Below are 18,064 nucleotides of genomic sequence, written 5' to 3'. Positions count from 1 at the left end.
CGTTCGGTCGCGTGCGGCGCCTCGGTGACGCTCGCGATGAGGTCGAGGCGCGGCGCGCGCATTCGACACATCGCGGCGGTGATCCGCGTCACAGTGGAGACGACGTGTCGGCCAGCCGATCGGGATCCACCGGTTCGCCCGCCAGGATCAATTCCTTGATCCGGTCGGTCACGTCCCAGACGTTCACGTTCATCCCGGCGAGCACGCGGTTGTCCCCGTCCAGCCAGAACGCCACGAACTCGCGGGCCGCCTTGTCGCCGCGCACGACGACCCTCGCGGCTTCGCCCGGCGCGGCGAACCCGGTGTATTCCATGCCCAGGTCGTACTGGTCGGTGAAGAAGTAGGGCAGCCGGTCGTAGGAAGCCTGCTTGCCGAGCATAGTCGCGGCGGCGACCGCGGGCTGGTTGAGCGCGTTCGCCCAGTGCTCCACCCGGACCCGCCTGCCGAGCACCGGGTGCTGCTGGGCGGCGATGTCGCCGACCGCGACGATATCCGGATCGCTGGTGGCCAAGCGCTCGTCGACGAGCACGCCGTCGTCCACGGCGAGGCCCGCGTCGGCGGCCAGTTCCACGTTCGGGCGCGCGCCGACGGCGACCAGCACCGCGTCGGCCTCGATCGTGCTGCCGTCGGCGAGCCGGACGCCGTTGGCGACCGCGGTCGCGATGGCGTCCTCGGTGGTGATCGCCTCGACCTGAGCGCCGAACCGGAAGTCGACGCCGTTGGCCCGGTGCAGATCGGCGAACACCTCGCCCATCTCCGGCCCGAGCACCGCGAGCAGCGGCAGGTCGGCGCGTTCGACGATGGTTACCGCCACGTCCGCCGCCCTGGCCGCGGCGGCGACCTCCAGGCCGATCCAGCCCGCGCCGATGATGACCAGCCGCCGCGTCGCGCCGCTGAACAACTCGATCAACGTGTCGGAGTCCTCGATGGTGCGCAAGGTGTACACGTTGGGCGCGTCGGCGCCGGGAACGGGCAGGGTCCGTGGCGTGGAGCCGGTGGCGAGCGCGAGCTTGTCGTAGGGGAGCGTGGAACCGTCGGGCAGGGTGACCGTCTTGGCCGCGGGGTCCAGCGCGGTGACAGTGGTGCCGAGCTGGATCTCGATGTGGTGATCGCGGTACCACTGGCCCGGATCGACCGTGAACTCCGGCAGCGCCTTCTTCCCGGCCAGATGCTCCTTCGACAGCGGCGGTCGATCGTAGGGCAGGTGCTCCTCGGCGCCGATCAGCGTCACGCATCCGTCGAAGTCGTTGGCGCGCAACGCTTCCGCGACCTTGGCCGCGCCCAGTCCGCCGCCGACGATGACGAAACGCTGGTCAGAACTCATCGCGGACTCCTTCTCCGAAGGGAACCAAGCTCCTGCCGGTCAACCCTACTGGCAGCCGTGCGCGCGGCTCGGGAAAACGGGCGCCGCGGGTGGGAACGAATCACGCGCCGCCGTGGTTGGTCGGTAGGGCGGCGCAGTGTGCCGCCGCTCTACCGCATGCGATCGAGAGGAAGCCGCCCGTGACCGACGAAGCCACCAAGGACGTCGCCGATTTCTGGTTCGACCCGCTGTGCCCGTGGTGTTGGATCACGTCGCGCTGGATCCTGGAGGTCCAGCAGGTCCGCGACATCGAAGCCCGATTCCACGTGATGAGCCTGTCGGTGCTGAACGAGGGCAAGGATGTGCCGCCGCAGTACCAGGAACTGCTCGAGACGGGGTGGGGGCCGGTCCGCGTCGCGATCGCCGCGGCGCAGGAGCACGGCGACAAGGTGCTGTCGCCGCTGTACACGGCGCTCGGCACGCGCATCCACAATCGGCGGGCCGAGTACGAACGCGAGAGCCGCAAGGAGACGCTCGCCGCGGTGATCGCCGACGCGCTGGCGGAGGTCGGCCTGCCCGCCGAGCTGGCCGCGGCCGCCGAGAGCACCGACTACGACGAGGCGCTGCGCAAGAGCCACCACGAGGGAATGGACAAGGTGGGGCCCGACGTGGGCACCCCGACCATCCACATCAACGGCACCGCGTTCTTCGGACCGGTCCTGTCCCGGATTCCTCGCGGCGAGGAGGCGGGCAAGCTCTGGGACGGTGCGGTGGCGCTGGCGTCCTACCCGCACTTCTTCGAGCTGAAGCGCACGCGGACCGAAGATCCGTCGTTCGACTGAGCACCGTGCCCGGGTGCCGTCGCGCGGCACCCGGCCGGGTCACACGACGGACTTCGGCGGGTCCGCGGGCACCTGGCCGTAGGAACTCGCGTAGCCGCCCGCGGGCACAGCGGCGCCCGCCGGCGGCGCGGGGCGCAGGAACAGCTTCCCGTGCCTGCTGCGATCGCGCAGCGCCCACATGCGCCAGGTGAGCACCGGGTGGCTGGACAGAGCGTTCACCATCCAGACGAAGAACCCCTTCTCGACGGCCGCCCGATCGGCCATCTCGTCGAAGCCGACCAACCTGTTCATGTACTTGCCCGCGGCGAGGGTCCCCATGGCGGCGGACGCGCCGGTGTGGCGATTGCAGAAGCCGTGATTGTCGGCGGTGTACTCCTGCGCGCGGATCAGGCTGTTGCCGATGATCGGCAGGAACGGCACGAGGAACATGCCCAGCTGCCGCCAGTACGACGTGTGCCCGGCCGCGATGTGACCGACCTCGTGGCCGATGATGAACGCCAGCGCGTCGGGTTCCCGTGCGGCGCCGCCGATCTCGAACAGATCGCTGTAGACCACCACGTAGCGCCGGAACCCGTGCCCGCTGGCGAACGCGTTGATCTGGCCGTTGCCGAGCACCACGTACGCGTCCGGCACCTTCGCCATGCCGAAGCGAGCGGCGGCGTCCACCACCATCTGATAACCCTCGGGGAACTGCGTTGGCGACATCTTCACGCCGTTCACCCGCTGGCCCGCGTAGTTGATGCCACGACCGAACCACAGCAGCAGCGGGGCGGCCGCGAACGCGAGGACGTACTGGTCGAAGTTTCCGGTGGCGAGCAGCAGCAGCGCGATCAGATACGCGAGCACGGTGAGCACCACCACGACGACGAGCATGGGGATCTCCCAGCTGTGCCGGGCGGGCATGCCGAACGGTGACAGGCCGCGCGGCTGCCGCTGCGGCGGCGCCACGGGCGGCACCGGGGCGCCGGGGTAGGACCCGTAGGGCGCCGGGTACGCAGCCGGGGGCGCGGACGGATACGAGCCCGAGGTGTACTGCTGGCCGTAGGATGCGGCAGGCGTGCTCTGAGCCGGGACCCACCCACCCTGCGGGGCATACGGGTCGGCCTGTCGGCCCGCCTGGTCGGACGGCTGGGGTTCGAACGGCTGCATGGGATGAACTCTATTCAGTTGCCGGGAAGTGGGTCGGCGCGTCGGCCGTGTACGCGGGCGCTGTGGCCGTGAACACAACTGGCGCATCAGTCGATTCGCGCCGGCCCGCCGCGGTGTTAATGGCGGGGCAAACCCTCTCGCCACCGCGGCGCGGTCACCTGACACAATGCCTGGCATGCGCGTTTACCTGGGTGCCGACCATGCCGGTTTCGAACTGAAGAATCACGTCAAGGCCCATCTGGAGCAGGCGGGCCACGAGGTCGTCGACTGCGGCGCGCTCGAGTACGACGCGCTGGACGACTACCCCGCCTTCTGCATCGAGGCGGCCCGCCGGACCGTCGCCGACCCCGGCAGCCTCGGCCTGGTGTTCGGCGGCAGCGGCAACGGCGAGCAGATCGCCGCGAACAAGGTGCCCGGCGCCCGCTGCGCGCTGGCCTGGAGCGTGGAGACCGCGAAGCTGGCCCGCGAGCACAACAACGCGCAGCTGATCGGCATCGGCGGCCGCATGCACTCGACCGAGGAGGCGCTGGCCATCGTGGACGCGTTCGTCACCACCGCGTGGTCGGGCGAGGAGCGCCACCAGCGGCGCATCGACATCCTGGCCGAGTACGAGAAGACCGGCGTCGCCCCGGCGGTTCCCGCGTACTGAGCGCACCGGGATCGTAACCGGCTGTGCCGGAAGGACATACGCTGCACCGCCTCGCGCGGCTGCATCAGCGTCGCCTCGCGGGCGGTGTGGTGCGCGTATCGAGCCCGCAGGGCAAGTTCGCCGCGGGCGCTGCCCGGGTGGACGGGCAGGTGCTGATCAGAGCCGAGGCGTGGGGCAAGCACCTGCTGCACCACTACGACTCCGGCTTGGTGGTGCACGTGCATCTCGGCCTGTACGGCACGTTCACCGAATCCGCGCTGCCGATGGGGGAGCCGGTCGGGCAGGTCAGGATGCGCCTGTTCGGGCAGCGGGACGGGCAGCCCGGCTTCGGCACCGATCTGCGCGGACCCACCGCGTGCGAGATCCTGCTTCCGCCCGAGGTGACGGCGCTCACCGACCGGCTCGGGCCCGATCCACTGCGGCGCGGCGCCGATCCGGACCGGGCGTGGCGGCGCATCCATCGTTCCGGTAGGCCGATCGGCGCGCTGCTGATGGATCAGCAGGTGGTCGCCGGGGTCGGCAACGTCTATCGCGCGGAATTGTTGTTCCGCCACCGGATCTCGCCCCACCGTCCCGGCACGGAACTGTCCGCGCGCGAATGGGCCGACATGTGGTCGGATCTGGTCGCGCTCATGCGGGTAGGGGTGCGCGTCGGAAAAATGGTCGTGGTGCGGCCAGAACACGATCACGGCGAGCCCTCCTACGCCCCGGATCGCCCGCGCACCTACGTCTATCGCCGCCAGGGCGCCCCGTGCCGTCTGTGCGGCACGCCGATCGCCCATCAGGTGATGCAGGCGCGGAATCTCTTCTGGTGCCCCAGCTGTCAACCCGGCTGACCCCGCCGGCCGCGTGGCGGCCCGGATCAGCCGGCGACGGCGGTATCGATGTCCGGCTGGTCCGCCAGCGCGAAGCGGCGGCCACCGGCCGTCTTCGCGGAGTACATCGCGCGATCGGCGCGGCGGAGCAGATCGGTGAAATCGAGCGGGCTGCCCGGCGGGTTGTAGGCGGTGCCGACGCTGGCCGACACCGGAACGGGCCCGGCCGACGACCAGACGGGGTCGCGCAGCGCGGCCACGATCCGGTGCGCGAGGTCACCGAGGTTGTTGTGGTGCGGGTTGGTCGCGAGCACGAATTCGTCGCCGCCGTATCGGCAGATCACCGTGTCCGGCGGACACGCTTCGCGCAGCCTGCCCGCCAGTTCGACCAGCACTTCGTCACCGATCGCGTGCCCGTAGCCGTCGTTGATCTGCTTGAACCGGTCCAGGTCGATCAGCAGCAGCCCGACGCCGCGCGTCGGGTCGGTGGCCATCAAGCGCACCTTGTCCTGCAGCAGCGTCCGGTTGGCCAGATCGGTGAGCGCGTCGTGGGTGGCCTCGTGGCGCAACCGGTGCTGCAGCGCTGCGATCTCCTGCACACGCAACGACACCTTGGCCGACAGGTTCTGCTCCTGTTGCGCGAGAGCGCGCTCCTGGAGCGCCTGTGCGTAACTATCGATGGCCTGGCTGGCGATGAAGGGCCAGCGTGTGGCCACCAGCGAACCGGGAGTGCCGGAGGGGAAACCGAGCAGCCAGCGCGTGGCCTGCGCCAGCATCCGGATGCGGTCGAACGGCGCCTCGGCCAGTCGCGCGCCGAGCATCCGTGCTTCCGGGACCGGAAACGGCTCGGACCTGGCGAGCGTGAGCAGGCGCTCGACGATCTCGATCAGCACCGGTTCCAACTGCTGGGGCGCGGCGCCCGAACCGGGCTCGGCGCAGACCGCACGGGCCCATGCTCGGGCCATGGCGGCTACCGGGGGCTCGATGTCGGTCGACATCGGACTCACCCGGTGTGGGCGACGTCGGTACCCGGGTGCCCTGTAGTCACACAGGCGCCGGCGTCACCCTGATCGTTCCCACTGCTACGCGGTTGTGTCCACCTGGTTCGGCGCACGGTCACCGCCCCCTTTCCAGATACCCCCGTCCGGCAAAAAGGATCCTAGCAAGCCACTCGGCATCGAAAAGCGGCGATCTGCAACGTGTTCTCGACGCCGGGCGAATGGCGATCGGGTATGTGATCGTTCCCGTCGCGTTGGTGTTACACCGAATTCCGGTTCGCCGCAAAATCGCGCCGCGACGCGCTGGCGACACGCGGTACGAGGTGTGCGGAGAGTGGCGCACGAGCCGCGGTGGCGGTCCGGACCGGCCCCGCGCTGCCTGCTCCACGAGAATCGGTTCTCGCACGCGACGTCCTCGTCTTCCTCGTCGAGTCGCCAATGGTTGTTCCGGGCGTGTTGCGGGTCGTCCGCTCGCGGTCGTCCGGCCGGATCGGCGCGGGTGCTGTCCGCCGGACGAACTCCGCGCCGCGCGCCGCCCGGTGTGGCGGCCATGGCCGCGCCGGACGCCGAGCGCGTCGGCTGTGGCGGCGAGTCCTGCGGTCCTCATCGGAATTCCCTCAAGCGAAGTTCCTGGCGTGACATGTGTGTCATTCGAGTTTCGCCCACCGGAATCCGACACGCCAGAGTTTCAATGAAAAATTACCTTTAAAATTTCCCGTCGGCGCGGTAGCGCGTACCGGAGGGCCCCGGCGTGCGACACTGGGGCGGCAACCCCGGAGCGCTCCGACGGGCAACCTGCGAGATCGCGCTGCGCGGGGGGCTGATTGGCGTTTCGCAAGCCGGGTTCGGTACAGTCGGATCGCACACGACATCGTGGCGATCCCATCGGTGTCGTATGCCTGCGGGTGTAGTTCAATGGTAGAACCTCAGCCTTCCAAGCTGATGGTGCGGGTTCGATTCCCGTCACCCGCTCCACGGAGTATTCATCCTTCGCCGGCGGTTCCGGTCGCCGACGAAGGGCCACGGGGTGTAGCGCAGCTTGGTAGCGCATCCGCTTTGGGAGCGGAGGGTCGCAGGTTCAAATCCTGTCACCCCGACCATCGTTCGGGGGAGGTTCGCGCAGGGGGATCGACCGTCGGCGGTGGCGTCGCATCGCGGTCATCGCGGCGTCGGCCGTTCTCGGATCGGTATGCCTACGTATCCCCCGGGTTTCACGCGGGCGGCCACAGCGGCGATGGGGGGAGGACAGGAAGCCGCGGAGCGCCGCCCGGATCACCGCTTCCGCCATGGGGCCGGTCGCTGGGCATCCTGTGGCAACCCTTCAGCATCGGTCCTGCTCAGGCGAGTTCGGCGATTCGCCGGCCGTCGCGGTCGACGCGAGAGGCCGGGATAGGAGCCATTCGGTCCGCCGTCACGGGCGCGCTACTCGAAAGGCTCGAAGACATTTGTCTACTTAAGTATTAGACGGTGCCGGAGGGAATTACGAGAACGGTCGGTTCGCGGCTCGCGCCGTCACTGTTCCGCTTGCGCCTGCGGGGCGGTCGCCACCGGCGGCAGCTCCGAGTGCCGGGCGAATGCCTGATCGATCAGTTCCGAAGTGGCGCGGGTGACGATCAACCGGGCGATCGCCAGGTCGGTCTCCAGCTTGGTGCGGTCCCGCGGGGTGCGTGCGGACTCCTCGTAGTTCTGGCCGGCCAAGCGGAAGAACAGCTCGGTGGCGAACCGGTCGGCGATGCGATCGCAATCGGCGCGCAGACGTTCGACCAGCTGGAACGTGTCCTGCATCGGCAGCCCGGTGTCGTGCAGCCTGGTCGCCAGATCGCAGCACCGCGGGTTCGTGACCCGGTACGCCTCGAGCGGGTCGTCACTGGAGGCCAGCGCCTGCTTCGCGTAGTCGGGCAACTCGGCGTAGCTGTCCTGTGGCTCGGTGGTCGCTTCCGACTCCGGCTCCGCCGCGTTCTGGCTCTTCACGCCGAGCACATCGGCGAGGCCGTCACCGCGGTCCCAGGCTTCGAGCAGTTCCCTGATCCCGTTCAGCTTCATGCCCCGCCCCAGCAAGCGGCTGATCGTTTGCAGCCGGTTGAGGTGGTCCGACCCGTAATACCCGATCCGCCCGCGTACCTCCGGCGAGGGCAGCAGACCTCGCTCGTGGTACACGCGGACGCTGCGCACGGTGGTGTCGGCTGCCCGCGCCAGTTCGTCGATCGTGAATTCAGAGTCCGCAGCCATGTTTAAAAGGAAACCATAGTCGAGCCCCCGTGGAAAACGGTCCGTTTCATAACGTGCCGTTAAAGACGGTAGCTGGGTGTTGCTTCAAGGTCAACGAGCCGTTACATAGCGGTACAAAGGGTTGTGGTCTGGGCAACAGTGGGCTACCGTGCGTAGACCAGCTTATCGCGGCTGGGTTCCGGGGACTGTTGAGCAGCCCTGATGACGTCCGATCCATGGGCCACGCACCTGCCAGAGGTGTGTGCTCGGCATCCCCGGAGATGGCTATGAGCATTACGCGAACCCTTCCGATGGACACGGGATCCATTGCACCGGCAAAGATCTCGTCGATTCCGGCAAAGTCGAACCAGCGGCCCCCGTGCGCCGACGTCCCCGACAACTGGGACATGGACACCGGGAATCCGGATGCCTGGCGAGCGGCAGTGCGCACCTGTCAGAGTTGCCCCTTGCTCGCGCAGTGCCGCCAGTTGGCGCAGGCGCTGACCACCCGCGGTGACGGTCCGCGCGCGATGATCTGGGCCGGCGTCGCCTATGACAACTCCGGCAGCGTTATCGAGAACCTGGATCGGCACCGCGCCGCGCCGATCGACCACAAGCGCCCGATGCGCATCATCCGCAACGGACCGCGTCCGCTGCGCACCGTATCGACTCTTCCCGCTCCCCGCCGGCACATCGTGCTCGGGCAACCCCTCAAGCCGACCGGAACCGACGGTCTGTGACTATGCTGCGTGCGGTCTTTCGCGTCGAGTCCTCCGGTGGTGCGTAACTCATGACAGTCCTGGCATTGGCGATCGGTTCCTCGGGTTTCGCGGCCAGCCGTATCGCCGACGATGTCGATACCGAGGACATCCGCAGGATTCCGATCCCGGAGGCCGGCGCCTGGGGTGAATGCCAGGAACTGCTGCTCGAGGTCGCATCCGGTGGCGAGGTCACCGATCTCGGCATCGCTTCGGCCGGGCCGATCGACATGGCGGCAGGCGTGATCGCGCCTCCCGACATTCCGGAATGGCGCACCGGCTTCGGCATCGTGGAGGCCGCGCGGAAACTCTTTCCGAAGGCGACCGTTCGGCTCGCGCTGGACGGCGTCTGCCTGGCGATGGCGGAGCGAACGTTCGGCGCGACGGGCGCCGTGATGGACAGCTTGGCGATCGATGTCTCCGATCGCATCGCCGGCGGGGTGACAGTCGGCGGCTTCGCCCTGGTGGGGCGCACCGGCAACGCCGGGCACGTAGGCCATGTCCTCGTGCCGGGCTTCGACGAACGGTGTGCCTGCGGCGGCCGCGGCTGCCTCGAGGCGGTCGCCGGTGGCCTGGCGGTGGTGCGCTGGGCGCGGGAGCAGGGCTGGTCGGGCACATCGGTCCCCGAGCTGCTCGATGCCGCTCGCGTGGGCGAGGACATCCCGGCCGCGGCGCTCGGCCGGGCGGGCACGGCGCTCGGCCGGGCGTTCGCCTCGGTCGCGGCGCTGCTCGACCTCGATCTCGTCGTGCTCGGCGGCTCACTCGCCGAAGCCGGGCCCGCGCTGTGGAAACCGCTCGGCGAGGCAGTCGCCACGCACGCCAGGCTGAGCTTCCTGCCCGGATTGCGGGTGGTTCCCTCGCGGCTCGGCGATGCCGGGACGATCATGGGCGCGGGCGTGCTCGCTCTCGCCGGGGCCGCCGCCGGCTGATCAGCCGCCCGGAACGCCCTGGACGAGCATGGCCGCGGGCCGCGCGCCGCATTAGCCAGGAGAGTGCCACGGGCTCCGGGTGGCGACGCCCGTTGATCTTGTGCACCGGTTTGCGATGGATGTGCCGTTGGACCGTGCGCCGGTTCGGCAGCGTGTCCGTCGAACGCCACGTGAACAAAATGAACACCCGCGCGCGTGTCGGGTGAACTTGACGCAGACTGCATGAGAACCGGGTCGCCATGTCACGGGTTGATTGAGCCGCTAAATAACGGTACATTGCCTGGGTCGCAAGAGTCTCATCCGGGTAGGCGGATCCGGAGAAACGGCTGGTCGGGCAAGTGCGAAGCGAAGTGGCGCAGTGATTCCATGGGTGACTATCGAGACGTTGGCGCCGGACGGCATGTCCGTGGCGTCGGTGGGGGATGCGCCGCGTGAGTTCGCGAGCTGGCAGCGAGTGCTGCAGCGAACGCTGTCCAAGACGCCCGCGTTGTACGACAAGCTCACGACCGCGGCGCTGACGGAGGCGATCCACACCGCGCACGATCAAGCGCAAGACGTCGACCTGGCCATCCAGACGCGCGCGGGAAGGCATCAACTGCTCATCCGCCCGATCTTCGGCCCGGCGGGCGACGTGCACGCGGTACGGCTGTGGCTCGGCCCGGCGTCCGAACGGGTGCCCGCGTTGCGCCCCGCGGTGGGCGCCATCTGGGACCTGAGCAGTCAAACCATTCAGCAACCGAGCGGCATCACGCGGTTGTCCGGCAGCACCGCCGAACAGTACGTCCCGCGGATGTCGATCGCGGAACTGTTCCATCGGGTGTCGAGTTTCGATCGGCACGCGGAGGTTCTCGATCTGCTCTACGACCCCAAACCCGGTGAGCGCATGCAATTCGACACCACGGTCGTGCACGGATTCGGGCGTCCGGCCCAGTGGCGGATCACCATTCGCGCCCGTGACGACGAGCGCACTCGCGGCGCCTGGTGGCTGATCGAGGACGTGACCTCGGAGAACGCTCCGGCGGCGTGGCCGACCCTGGAGCGCATCGGATTGCGCGAGGCGCATCGCCGCGCGGGAACGCATCTGGCCGTCGTCCAGCTCGAGCACACCAGCATCTCGCACTGGCTCACCGATCCCGCGCCGTGGGTCCGGTGGGACTATCTGTTCCGGCCTGTCGACGTCTTCCATCCCGAGGACCGTCCCCGGCTGGTGGAACTCGGCGACCGGCTGCGTTCGGGCGACAGCGCCGGTGTGACGTTGCGAGTCCTCAACTACGGCGGCGGTTACACCCCGACCTCGCTACTGCTCTATCCCTATCCCGGGTACTCCAGCAGACAGCTGGCGATCGCGCAGTTGGTCCGCGTCGCCGACGACGTTCCGTTGCTGGAAACCCATCGCCAGGTTCTGGAGCCGCGGCAGCGCAGCGCGCCGATCGGCTATGACGAACAATTGCGGCATTGGCTCGCGGGCAGAATGAAAAGCAACCCGGCCTGCTGACCAATGATTCCCACGACTGGGAACTACCGGCCGGTTGGGAACGGCTGTGCTCTCTACCATTTCGGGAGTGAGGACAGTGGTTCGTGGACCGGCAGATTCGGGTGAGGCACTGCTTCGCCGGATGGCCGCCCGCCGCCGTCGTGACAACATCGTGGTCGCCGTGCTCGCCGTACTCGCCGTGCTCGGCGGTGGCCACGCGATCCTGAGCGTCTTCGATTCCGGCCCGCCCGCACCGTCGGATGATTCGACGACGGCGATCGTCGGGCATGCGCAATTGGCCGGTTCTTTCGCTGAGCAGTTCGTCGTCACCTATCTCACCGCCGTTGGGGGACAGCAGGATCGAATCGGCGAATTCGTCGGTTCCAATCAGCAGATCACGTTGCCTTCGTCCGCACGTCAAGTCTCCGACCCTTCGGTCGTCTATGTTTCGCGCGCGCTCGCGGCGGGCGGGCTGGAAGTGTGGTCGGTGACGGTGTCGGTCCGAGTCGGCAAACCCGGAGCTGCCGCATCCGACCAGCGGCAGTTCTACCGTGTCGCGGTGTCGTTGACCGACGGGCGGCTGCGTGCGCTGTCGACGCCCGCGGTGGTCCAGCCCCCCGGGAAGGGCGTCGACCTCAAACTGGCCTACGGAGCGCCCTGCGCACCGGATACGCCACTCGGCCAAGTCGCCTCGGGTTTCCTGAGCGCCATGCTGACCGGAAACGGTGACGTCGCCCGCTACACCGTCCCGGATTCCGGGCTGGCCGCGCTGAAGCCGTCCCCTTTCACCGCCGTCGAACTGACCTCGCTCACCACGGACGATTCCAGCTGCGGCTCCGGCGGTGCGAAGGCGCAGGTACTGGCCACCGTCAACCCCAAAGCCGACACCGGCGCCGCCGCGACACTGGCCTACCCGCTCACCATGATCCGCAACGCGGGCCAGTGGCAGGTGGCGTCCATCGATCCGATCCCCGCCTTGTCGAGCCCGCTGGCGGTGGTGGTCGGCGGGGATGCGCGCGGCGGAGCGCCGCCTACGTCGACCACGACTTCCTCGCCGACGGTGACGATTCCGCCGGCGACACAGAACTGATCCGAGAGGCAGCCCGATGGGTAATCTGAGCAACATCCTCTATGGCATTCTGATCTTTGTCCGGTGGGGCGGAATGATCATCATCGCCATCGTCACGATCGGTGTGGTGATCTCCGAGGCGGCGAAATCCAGGCTGTCGCCGTCGCGGATCATCGTCGTCTTCGGCTCGGGCTTGATGGCCGGGGTGGTGATCTGGATTCTGCCCACGACCATCAACTACGCCCGAACGGATGCCAACCTCATCGTCCCCGACCACCCCATCGGTGGCTATCGATGACAACCCAGGTCATCAAGGTCTTCACGCCGGTCAAACGGGTGCCGACGATGATCGGCAAGGCCCAGAACGGGCAGAAGCTCCCGTTCGGTCCCTACACCTTGCCTCAGGTCGCGGCGGGCGTGGTGATGATGTCGGTGTCGTCGGTGTTCGCCATGACGTTGCCGGTCAACCCGGCCGTCACGTTCATCACGGGGCTGGCGTTGACCATCTTGGCGGTCTTCGTGCTCGGGCTCGTACCGTACACGGGTGTCCGGATGACCTCGCGCGCCCTATGGCTGGGCAGGCTCATCGTCTATCGCAAGCCGGTGTCCGCCTCCGGCATGCCGATCACCAATGACTCTTCGCGCGATGCCGTTTTCGTCGACGAGAGCGTAGTGCTGCTGCTGCCCGACCGCTCCGATGAGGCGATGGCCGCCGCGCCGAAGTCCGGTGTCCGGCTGCTCGAGGTGATGAGTGGTGGCGGAAAGGTGACCGACCTGTGGCAGCGACTGAACGGCAAGGACGAAGGTAACGGTAACGGCAGCGGCCCGGCCCCCGGAGGACGCCCCTGATGGCACTCGGACGAGATCTACAGCCCACCGCCGCGATTCGCGGCAATCTCCAGTTCACCCATTCCGGTCTGGTCACCGCGACGTACTTCATCAATCCCCTCGGCTACGGATTGCGTAAGGCCGGCGACAAGTACGACGTGAAGCTGGCGCATCACGCGCTGGTCAACAACTTGCCGAACGGGTCGCTGCTGCTCGGTATCCAAGCGCGGCTGAACACGATCGACGTGCTCACCAAGATGGTGGAGGGCGTCGACCTGGACGAGTGCGAGGACTACGCCGACGAAGTGGTCGCCTCCTACGAGCGCGTGCACGCGATCATGCCGCAGACCCGCATCTTCCTGCTGTCGATCCCGGTCGGGGCCAGCAACTCGAGCATTTCCGCGCTGTCGCGCCTGTGGCGGGGCAGCACCGCCACCATCGACGCGACCGCGATCTCCCGCGCCGACCTGGACGAGTACGACGAGAAGGCGAACGAGATCCTGTCCAGGATCGGCGGCGACTTCGATCCGGTGCCCGTGCCGGCGGCGCTGTTCCAATGGCTGTGGGAACACTATCTTTCGCGCGGTGCGGCGGGGGACCCGGTGGCGCCCACCCGGGCCGGCGCGCTGGACGACGCGACGGCGGCGGTGTTCCGCTCCGCCGCGCTGGACGAGGGTGCCCAGGCCGACAGCAACCGGCGTATCCGGCCGTCGTTCGTTCCCGTGATCAAGGTGGTCCAGCCCGATTTCGATTACCGCCCCTCATACCAGGCCATGCTGACGCCGCACTCGTTCCCCTACGCGGGCATGACATTTCCCGGCGGCAGCGAGTTTCTCAACGTGCTGGAGGGCCTCGGGGACGTCACGGTGGACTGGGGCATGCGGATCTCCACCAAGCCCGCCGACGAGGTGCTCAAGAACAACGAACTGAGCCTGCGCAGGCTCGGCGAGCAGATGGATCAACGGGATCAGGAGATCTCGTTCGCGCAGAACACGCTGGCGTCGAAGGCGCAGATGCTCAGCGAGTACAACCAGCACTTCGAAGTCAACGGCGGTGAATCCGAGGTCTCGTTCACCACCGTGATCGCCATCGGCGGACCGACGCGGGAAGCCACGATGGACGCGGTCAACGCGCTCAAGCGACGCTACAAGCGGTTCCAGGTCGACATGACCGCACCGGTCGGCGCGCAGGTCGACCTGTGGTCGATGCTCGTTCCCGGCAGCCCGCCGCGCCGCGCGTTCGACGATTTCGCCCATATCGTTCCCTCGGACATGTGGGCCGGCTTCGTGCCGTTCACGACCAGTCAGATCGGCGACGACAGCGGACCGGTGATCGGCGTCAACCTGCTGTCGGGCCACTTCGAGCCGATCCACTTCGGCATCATGGAGGCCGCGCTGCACGACCTGTCCGCCTCGTTCGCCGTGACGGGCGAACTCGGTTCCGGCAAGTCGTATTTCCTCAAGCTGATGGCCGTGCTCGTGCACGACATGGGCGGTCAGTTCCTCGCCATCGACCGCAGTCAGGTCGGGGAATGGGAGCACTTCGCACGGTCGATCGATGACGCGGTCGTCATCGATCTGGCCAATCCCACGGTCTCGCTGGATCCGCTGCGGCTGTTCAACCCGCGGATCGCGGGCGAGCGGGCGCTGGACTCGATCCTTCCGCTGCTGGATCTGTCCCCGACCTCCGGCGCGGGCGCGGCGGCGAGCAATCTGCTGTCACCGCGTGGCATGGCCGAGCACAAGATCAAGAGCTTGCTCGACCTGTTCCATGTCGTGCGCCGCCTGCGGGAGCACCCGGAGCGAGGGGAGGAGTACGCCGATCTCGCGGCCCGGCTCGGCACCGTGGTGGAGCGGGTGCCGGTGCTGTTCGATCCCAAGCTGCGACCGCTGCGCCTGGATGCTGCGGCGACCGTCGTCCGCAGTCACAACCTGCAACTGCCGAGCGCGGAGGAACTCACCACCCCTCACCTGTACAACCGGTTGCCGTTGACGAAGCGGCTCGGCACCGCGCTGTACGAACTGGTCGGCGTCGCGGCGCGGGAGGCGTTCCTCTCCGACAACGGCAGGTTCGGCCTGCTGGTCGGCGACGAGGCGCACCACTTCACGCAGACGCAGGTCGGTTCGGCGGTCACCTCGGACTTCAGCCGCGACGGCCGTAAGCACCTGGCCGCGATCGGGCTCGCCTCGCACGACCCGGCCACCGACTTCCAAGGCGCGGCGCACAATCTCATCCCGAACCGGTTCGTCTTCCGCCAGCGCGACGAGACATTGGCGCGCAACAGCTTGGAATGGCTCGGCGTCGATCTCGAGGAAGCGCCGTTCCTGTTGCAGATCCTGCGCGAGGAGACCTCGCCGCCCGTCGGGCCGGGCCGCCAGATTCCCGAGGAGCGCCGCGGCGAGATGTTCATGCGCGACGCGCTGAACCGGATCGGGCGCGGCAAGGTGCTCGGTCCGGCCCGCCCGGACCGAGCCGCCGCGATCACCAGTACCCCGACCAGTGCCAATGGCATGCGTTCCGCGCTACCGGAGCGGTCGGTGCGCTGATGAGATCTCTGCTCGGATCCGCGCGCGCACGTCAGGCGTCCTTCGACATGCCGTGGGAACCGCAGTTCTGGGACGCGGATCGCTGGCGACCGCAAATGGTGTTCCGGCGCTTCCGGGCCTGGATCGCCGCGTCGCGCCGGCGCCGCAGGATCGCGTGGGTCGTCCTCGCGCTGTTCGTGTTGTTCGTCTTCCCTGGTCTCGTGCACGCGGTGTCGATCGCGCAGACCGGCACCATCGCTCCTGGAGCCGCGCCGAACAGCGCGACCAGCTGGATGAACGTCAAAGACTCCTCCGGAGTGAACGTTTCCAGTTATCGGTTGGTGGTCGATCAGGGCGGTGTCTTCAACCTGGGGAATTTCGCGCTGTGGATCATCCTCATGCCGCTGTTCGCGGTCTGGCTGCTCGCCTCGACCACAGGGGTCTGGCTGCCCGGCGAGGCGATGAGTTTCGGATGGCTGAACCTGATCAGCGCGCCGTTGCGCGGTATGGCCCAGAACTTCACAGGGACGATCGCGACGCCTCTGCTGGCGGGGACGGCGGCGACGATCGGCGCGTTCTTCGTGGCCTATTTCCTCGTGCGCTTATTGATCGCCAAGGCGGTGATGCAGATCGTCACCATGATCGTGGTCGCGATCTTGAGCGTGCCGATCTTGGCCGACCCGTTGGCCGAGGCGCTGTCCCCCGACGGCTTCCTGGTGCAAGGGCGTGACCTGGGGCTCTCGGTCGCGGCGGGATTGAACGGGAACAACAACCCGAATCCGCAGCAGTTGGTCAGCGCGCTGCAAACGACCATGGCGGACAATTTCGTGCGACTTCCTTTGCAGGTGTGGAACTTCGGGCACGTCGTCGACAACAGTCCGTCCTGCCGCTCGGCGTGGTCGTCCGGCATGACGGCGGGCAGCGACGACCGCGTGAAGAACGGCATGAGGTCGTGCGGCGACAGCGCGGCGTACGCCGCGGTGGAGAATCCGAGCGTCGGTCAGATCGGCGCCGGACTGCTGCTGTTGCTGTGCGCGATCATTCTCCTGGCCTTCGCCGCGTATCTGTCCATCAAGATCATGTGGGCCGTACTCGACCTCATCTATTACGGGTTCGCGTCGGTCTTCGGGTTCGCCGCGGGGGGATACATCTACGGGCCGACGCAGACGTTCACCGTTCGTTGCGTGGTCCACGGCTTCATCGCCGCCGGCAAGATGGCCTTCTTCGTCATCGCTCTCGGCATCTACGAACTCTTACTGGGGAGCCTGTTCCGCGCGGCGAACGGCCAGATCATGGTGGTGTTCGTCATCGGGGCGGGTGTCGAGATAGTCGCCATCATCCAGGTGCGGCGGCTGAGCAGGAATATCGACGAGGCCAACGACTACGTGACCAACCGCGTCGGGGCCGCGATCCAGAGCGGCGGATCGTCCGGGGGCGGCGGCGGTGGCGGAGGCGGCTCCGCCCTGGGTATCGGCATGGGCATGGGCAATTCGAACGTGGCCAGCTCCATGACTCCGCTCGCGATGGTTGGCGCGATCAGCACCATCAACAGCTCGCCGCTCACCGCATGGGTCGCCGGTGGCCGCCTCAACCCGTTGAATCCGTTCTCTCGCGTGGACCATGTCGACAAGAAACTCAAGAAGAAGGGTTTGAAGACCAAAGACCTGCGCGAAGCCGCACACGGTGGCCTGTACGACCGTGTGGCCGCGGCGAACGCGGCCCGGCGTGGTATCCGCCGCTCGGGCAACAGCCATCGCAGTGAGCGAGGCGCCGCCTTCGCCATGGAGAATTTCACACATCTGACCGGTAGTGGCGGCCCGCAGGCCGGTGGGTATCACGCCCTTCTGATGGCGGGAGTTCCCGAGCACATGGCGCAGCGGGCACTCGAGGCACGGACGGACATCATTCGGCACGCCGACGCCGAACCGCTCGCCTCGAAGCACCTCGCGAACGTCCTTGCCGCGCACAAGCATCTCGAGAACCACTTCCACACGAATGATCGGCAGATGTACATGGCCAGGTACCACGCGTTGGAGGCCAGCGTCGATCGGTATCGAGGGGATTACCAGGGCGGTGTGCACATTTCGGAAGATCTGGCCCGGCTCGGCAGGAGTTACATCGCGAACCCCAGCAAGAATTTCATGGACAGTCTGCAGGCGCACGCGAACGGCACGACTCCGACAACCCCAGCTTTGACGATCCGTGGTCGGCAACTGACCACGAACGAAGCGGACAGGTTGCGGAGCTGGATCTCCAACGAGCACGCACTGCGGATCCAGGCGACTACCAACTGGGTAGGACAAGATCCTCGCGATTTCGATCGGATCCGAGTACTGCGTTCCGAAATCGACAAAGCTGCCCAGACCGACCAATGGCAGGCGGGCCGCAGCATCACGGGTGCTGTCTCGCTCCCGCAGCCGGACGGCGGCGCCAACCCGTTGCCGCGCATTCCCGCCACGATTCTCAATCCCCTCAGAAACCCGCGCGGCCGCTGATCGGCCTCGACAAGGGCACGAC

15 protein-coding genes and 2 tRNA genes are annotated in these 18,064 nt (G+C 67.7%); 13 read left to right on the top strand and 4 right to left on the bottom strand.

Annotation, left to right across the window (positions count from 1 at the left end; all coding sequences use genetic code 11):
- Positions 1 to 88: 88 nt before the first annotated feature.
- Positions 89 to 1,324, bottom strand: coding sequence for an NAD(P)/FAD-dependent oxidoreductase (locus NB3_RS14650; protein WP_067802557.1), 1,236 nt, complete (start codon positions 1,322 to 1,324; stop codon positions 89 to 91).
- Positions 1,325 to 1,503: 179 nt separating this feature from the next.
- Between NB3_RS14650 and NB3_RS14645 the strand changes: the two genes are divergently transcribed.
- Positions 1,504 to 2,145, top strand: coding sequence for a mycothiol-dependent nitroreductase Rv2466c family protein (locus NB3_RS14645; RefSeq protein WP_084486239.1), 642 nt, complete (start codon positions 1,504 to 1,506; stop codon positions 2,143 to 2,145).
- A gap of 39 nt (positions 2,146 to 2,184) precedes the next feature.
- On the opposite strand, the gene NB3_RS14640 is transcribed toward NB3_RS14645, so the two are convergent.
- Positions 2,185 to 3,048, bottom strand: coding sequence for a M48 family metallopeptidase (locus NB3_RS14640; protein ID WP_084486251.1), 864 nt, complete (start codon positions 3,046 to 3,048; stop codon positions 2,185 to 2,187).
- Positions 3,049 to 3,469: 421 nt separating this feature from the next.
- Between NB3_RS14640 and NB3_RS14635 the strand changes: the two genes are divergently transcribed.
- Positions 3,470 to 3,943: a ribose-5-phosphate isomerase gene (locus NB3_RS14635; RefSeq protein ID WP_067802552.1), complete on the top strand. Its 474-nt coding sequence runs from the start codon at positions 3,470 to 3,472 to the stop codon at positions 3,941 to 3,943.
- Between the two features lie 23 nt (positions 3,944 to 3,966).
- A complete protein-coding gene (locus NB3_RS14630; protein WP_067802545.1) occupies positions 3,967 to 4,779 on the top strand; it encodes an Fpg/Nei family DNA glycosylase in 813 nt (270 codons plus the stop codon).
- Positions 4,780 to 4,805: 26 nt separating this feature from the next.
- Here NB3_RS14630 and NB3_RS14625 read toward each other — a convergent pair whose 3' ends face one another.
- On the bottom strand, positions 4,806 to 5,756 hold the full coding sequence (locus tag NB3_RS14625; RefSeq protein ID WP_067802542.1) for a GGDEF domain-containing protein: 951 nt from the start codon (positions 5,754 to 5,756) through the stop codon (positions 4,806 to 4,808).
- A gap of 901 nt (positions 5,757 to 6,657) precedes the next feature.
- Between NB3_RS14625 and NB3_RS14620 the strand changes: the two genes are divergently transcribed.
- Together NB3_RS14620 and NB3_RS14615 are read left to right on the top strand one after the other, a co-directional pair.
- Positions 6,658 to 6,731, top strand: a tRNA-Gly gene (locus NB3_RS14620).
- 48 nt (positions 6,732 to 6,779) lie between these two features.
- A tRNA-Pro gene (locus NB3_RS14615) sits at positions 6,780 to 6,856 on the top strand.
- A 412-nt stretch (positions 6,857 to 7,268) separates the two neighbouring features.
- On the opposite strand, the gene NB3_RS14610 is transcribed toward NB3_RS14615, so the two are convergent.
- Positions 7,269 to 7,985, bottom strand: a complete 717-nt coding sequence (locus tag NB3_RS14610) for a MerR family transcriptional regulator (protein ID WP_067802538.1) — start codon at positions 7,983 to 7,985, stop codon at positions 7,269 to 7,271.
- A gap of 290 nt (positions 7,986 to 8,275) precedes the next feature.
- Between NB3_RS14610 and NB3_RS14605 the strand changes: the two genes are divergently transcribed.
- The 8 genes from NB3_RS14605 to NB3_RS14570 all read left to right on the top strand — a co-directional run bounded on the left by NB3_RS14605 (position 8,276) and on the right by NB3_RS14570 (position 18,042).
- A complete protein-coding gene (locus NB3_RS14605) occupies positions 8,276 to 8,704 on the top strand; it encodes a hypothetical protein (protein WP_157111799.1) in 429 nt (142 codons plus the stop codon).
- Between the two features lie 50 nt (positions 8,705 to 8,754).
- Entirely contained in the window at positions 8,755 to 9,651 is an 897-nt protein-coding gene (locus NB3_RS14600) for an ROK family protein (RefSeq protein WP_067802532.1), read from the top strand.
- Between the two features lie 370 nt (positions 9,652 to 10,021).
- The gene (locus NB3_RS14595; RefSeq protein ID WP_067802529.1) at positions 10,022 to 11,146 is read left to right on the top strand and encodes a GAF domain-containing protein; all 1,125 of its coding nucleotides are present in this window, start codon (positions 10,022 to 10,024) and stop codon (positions 11,144 to 11,146) included.
- 67 nt (positions 11,147 to 11,213) lie between these two features.
- Positions 11,214 to 12,215: a conjugal transfer protein gene (locus NB3_RS14590; protein WP_244891909.1), complete on the top strand. Its 1,002-nt coding sequence runs from the start codon at positions 11,214 to 11,216 to the stop codon at positions 12,213 to 12,215.
- A 16-nt stretch (positions 12,216 to 12,231) separates the two neighbouring features.
- A complete protein-coding gene (locus tag NB3_RS14585; RefSeq protein WP_067802523.1) occupies positions 12,232 to 12,492 on the top strand; it encodes a hypothetical protein in 261 nt (86 codons plus the stop codon).
- Positions 12,489 to 13,043 (top strand): hypothetical protein, encoded by a 555-nt coding sequence (locus tag NB3_RS14580; RefSeq protein ID WP_067802520.1) that lies wholly within the window; start codon positions 12,489 to 12,491, stop codon positions 13,041 to 13,043. The genes NB3_RS14585 and NB3_RS14580 overlap by 4 nt, the downstream gene beginning before the upstream one ends.
- Positions 13,043 to 15,568: an ATP-binding protein gene (locus tag NB3_RS14575; protein WP_067802517.1), complete on the top strand. Its 2,526-nt coding sequence runs from the start codon at positions 13,043 to 13,045 to the stop codon at positions 15,566 to 15,568. The genes NB3_RS14580 and NB3_RS14575 overlap by 1 nt, the downstream gene beginning before the upstream one ends.
- Positions 15,568 to 18,042 carry a hypothetical protein gene (locus NB3_RS14570; protein WP_067802514.1) on the top strand — a complete coding sequence of 825 codons (2,475 nt, stop codon included), beginning with the start codon at positions 15,568 to 15,570 and terminating at the stop codon, positions 18,040 to 18,042. Before NB3_RS14575 ends, NB3_RS14570 begins: the two co-directional genes overlap by 1 nt.
- Positions 18,043 to 18,064 lie beyond the last annotated feature (22 nt).

Source organism: Nocardia beijingensis NBRC 16342 (assembly GCF_001612785.1).
Lineage (GTDB): Bacteria > Actinomycetota > Actinomycetes > Mycobacteriales > Mycobacteriaceae > Nocardia > Nocardia beijingensis.
Note: the sequence above shows the minus strand (reverse complement) of the source record. Positions and strands in the feature narration are given on the sequence as shown.

What these genes read in the sequence shown, in the direction of transcription:
- NB3_RS14570 (WP_067802514.1), top strand. Translation starts at nt 15,568, where the DNA reads ATGAGATCTCTGCTCGGATCCGCGCGCGCACGTCAGGCGTCCTTCGAC.
- NB3_RS14625 (WP_067802542.1), bottom strand. Translation starts at nt 5,756, where the DNA reads ATGTCGACCGACATCGAGCCCCCGGTAGCCGCCATGGCCCGAGCATGG.
- NB3_RS14640 (WP_084486251.1), bottom strand. Translation starts at nt 3,048, where the DNA reads ATGCCCGCCCGGCACAGCTGGGAGATCCCCATGCTCGTCGTCGTGGTG.
- NB3_RS14650 (WP_067802557.1), bottom strand. Translation starts at nt 1,324, where the DNA reads ATGAGTTCTGACCAGCGTTTCGTCATCGTCGGCGGCGGACTGGGCGCG.
- NB3_RS14610 (WP_067802538.1), bottom strand. Translation starts at nt 7,985, where the DNA reads ATGGCTGCGGACTCTGAATTCACGATCGACGAACTGGCGCGGGCAGCC.
- NB3_RS14580 (WP_067802520.1), top strand. Translation starts at nt 12,489, where the DNA reads ATGACAACCCAGGTCATCAAGGTCTTCACGCCGGTCAAACGGGTGCCG.
- NB3_RS14605 (WP_157111799.1), top strand. Translation starts at nt 8,276, where the DNA reads ATGGACACGGGATCCATTGCACCGGCAAAGATCTCGTCGATTCCGGCA.
- NB3_RS14585 (WP_067802523.1), top strand. Translation starts at nt 12,232, where the DNA reads ATGGGTAATCTGAGCAACATCCTCTATGGCATTCTGATCTTTGTCCGG.
- NB3_RS14600 (WP_067802532.1), top strand. Translation starts at nt 8,755, where the DNA reads ATGACAGTCCTGGCATTGGCGATCGGTTCCTCGGGTTTCGCGGCCAGC.
- NB3_RS14635 (WP_067802552.1), top strand. Translation starts at nt 3,470, where the DNA reads ATGCGCGTTTACCTGGGTGCCGACCATGCCGGTTTCGAACTGAAGAAT.
- NB3_RS14575 (WP_067802517.1), top strand. Translation starts at nt 13,043, where the DNA reads ATGGCACTCGGACGAGATCTACAGCCCACCGCCGCGATTCGCGGCAAT.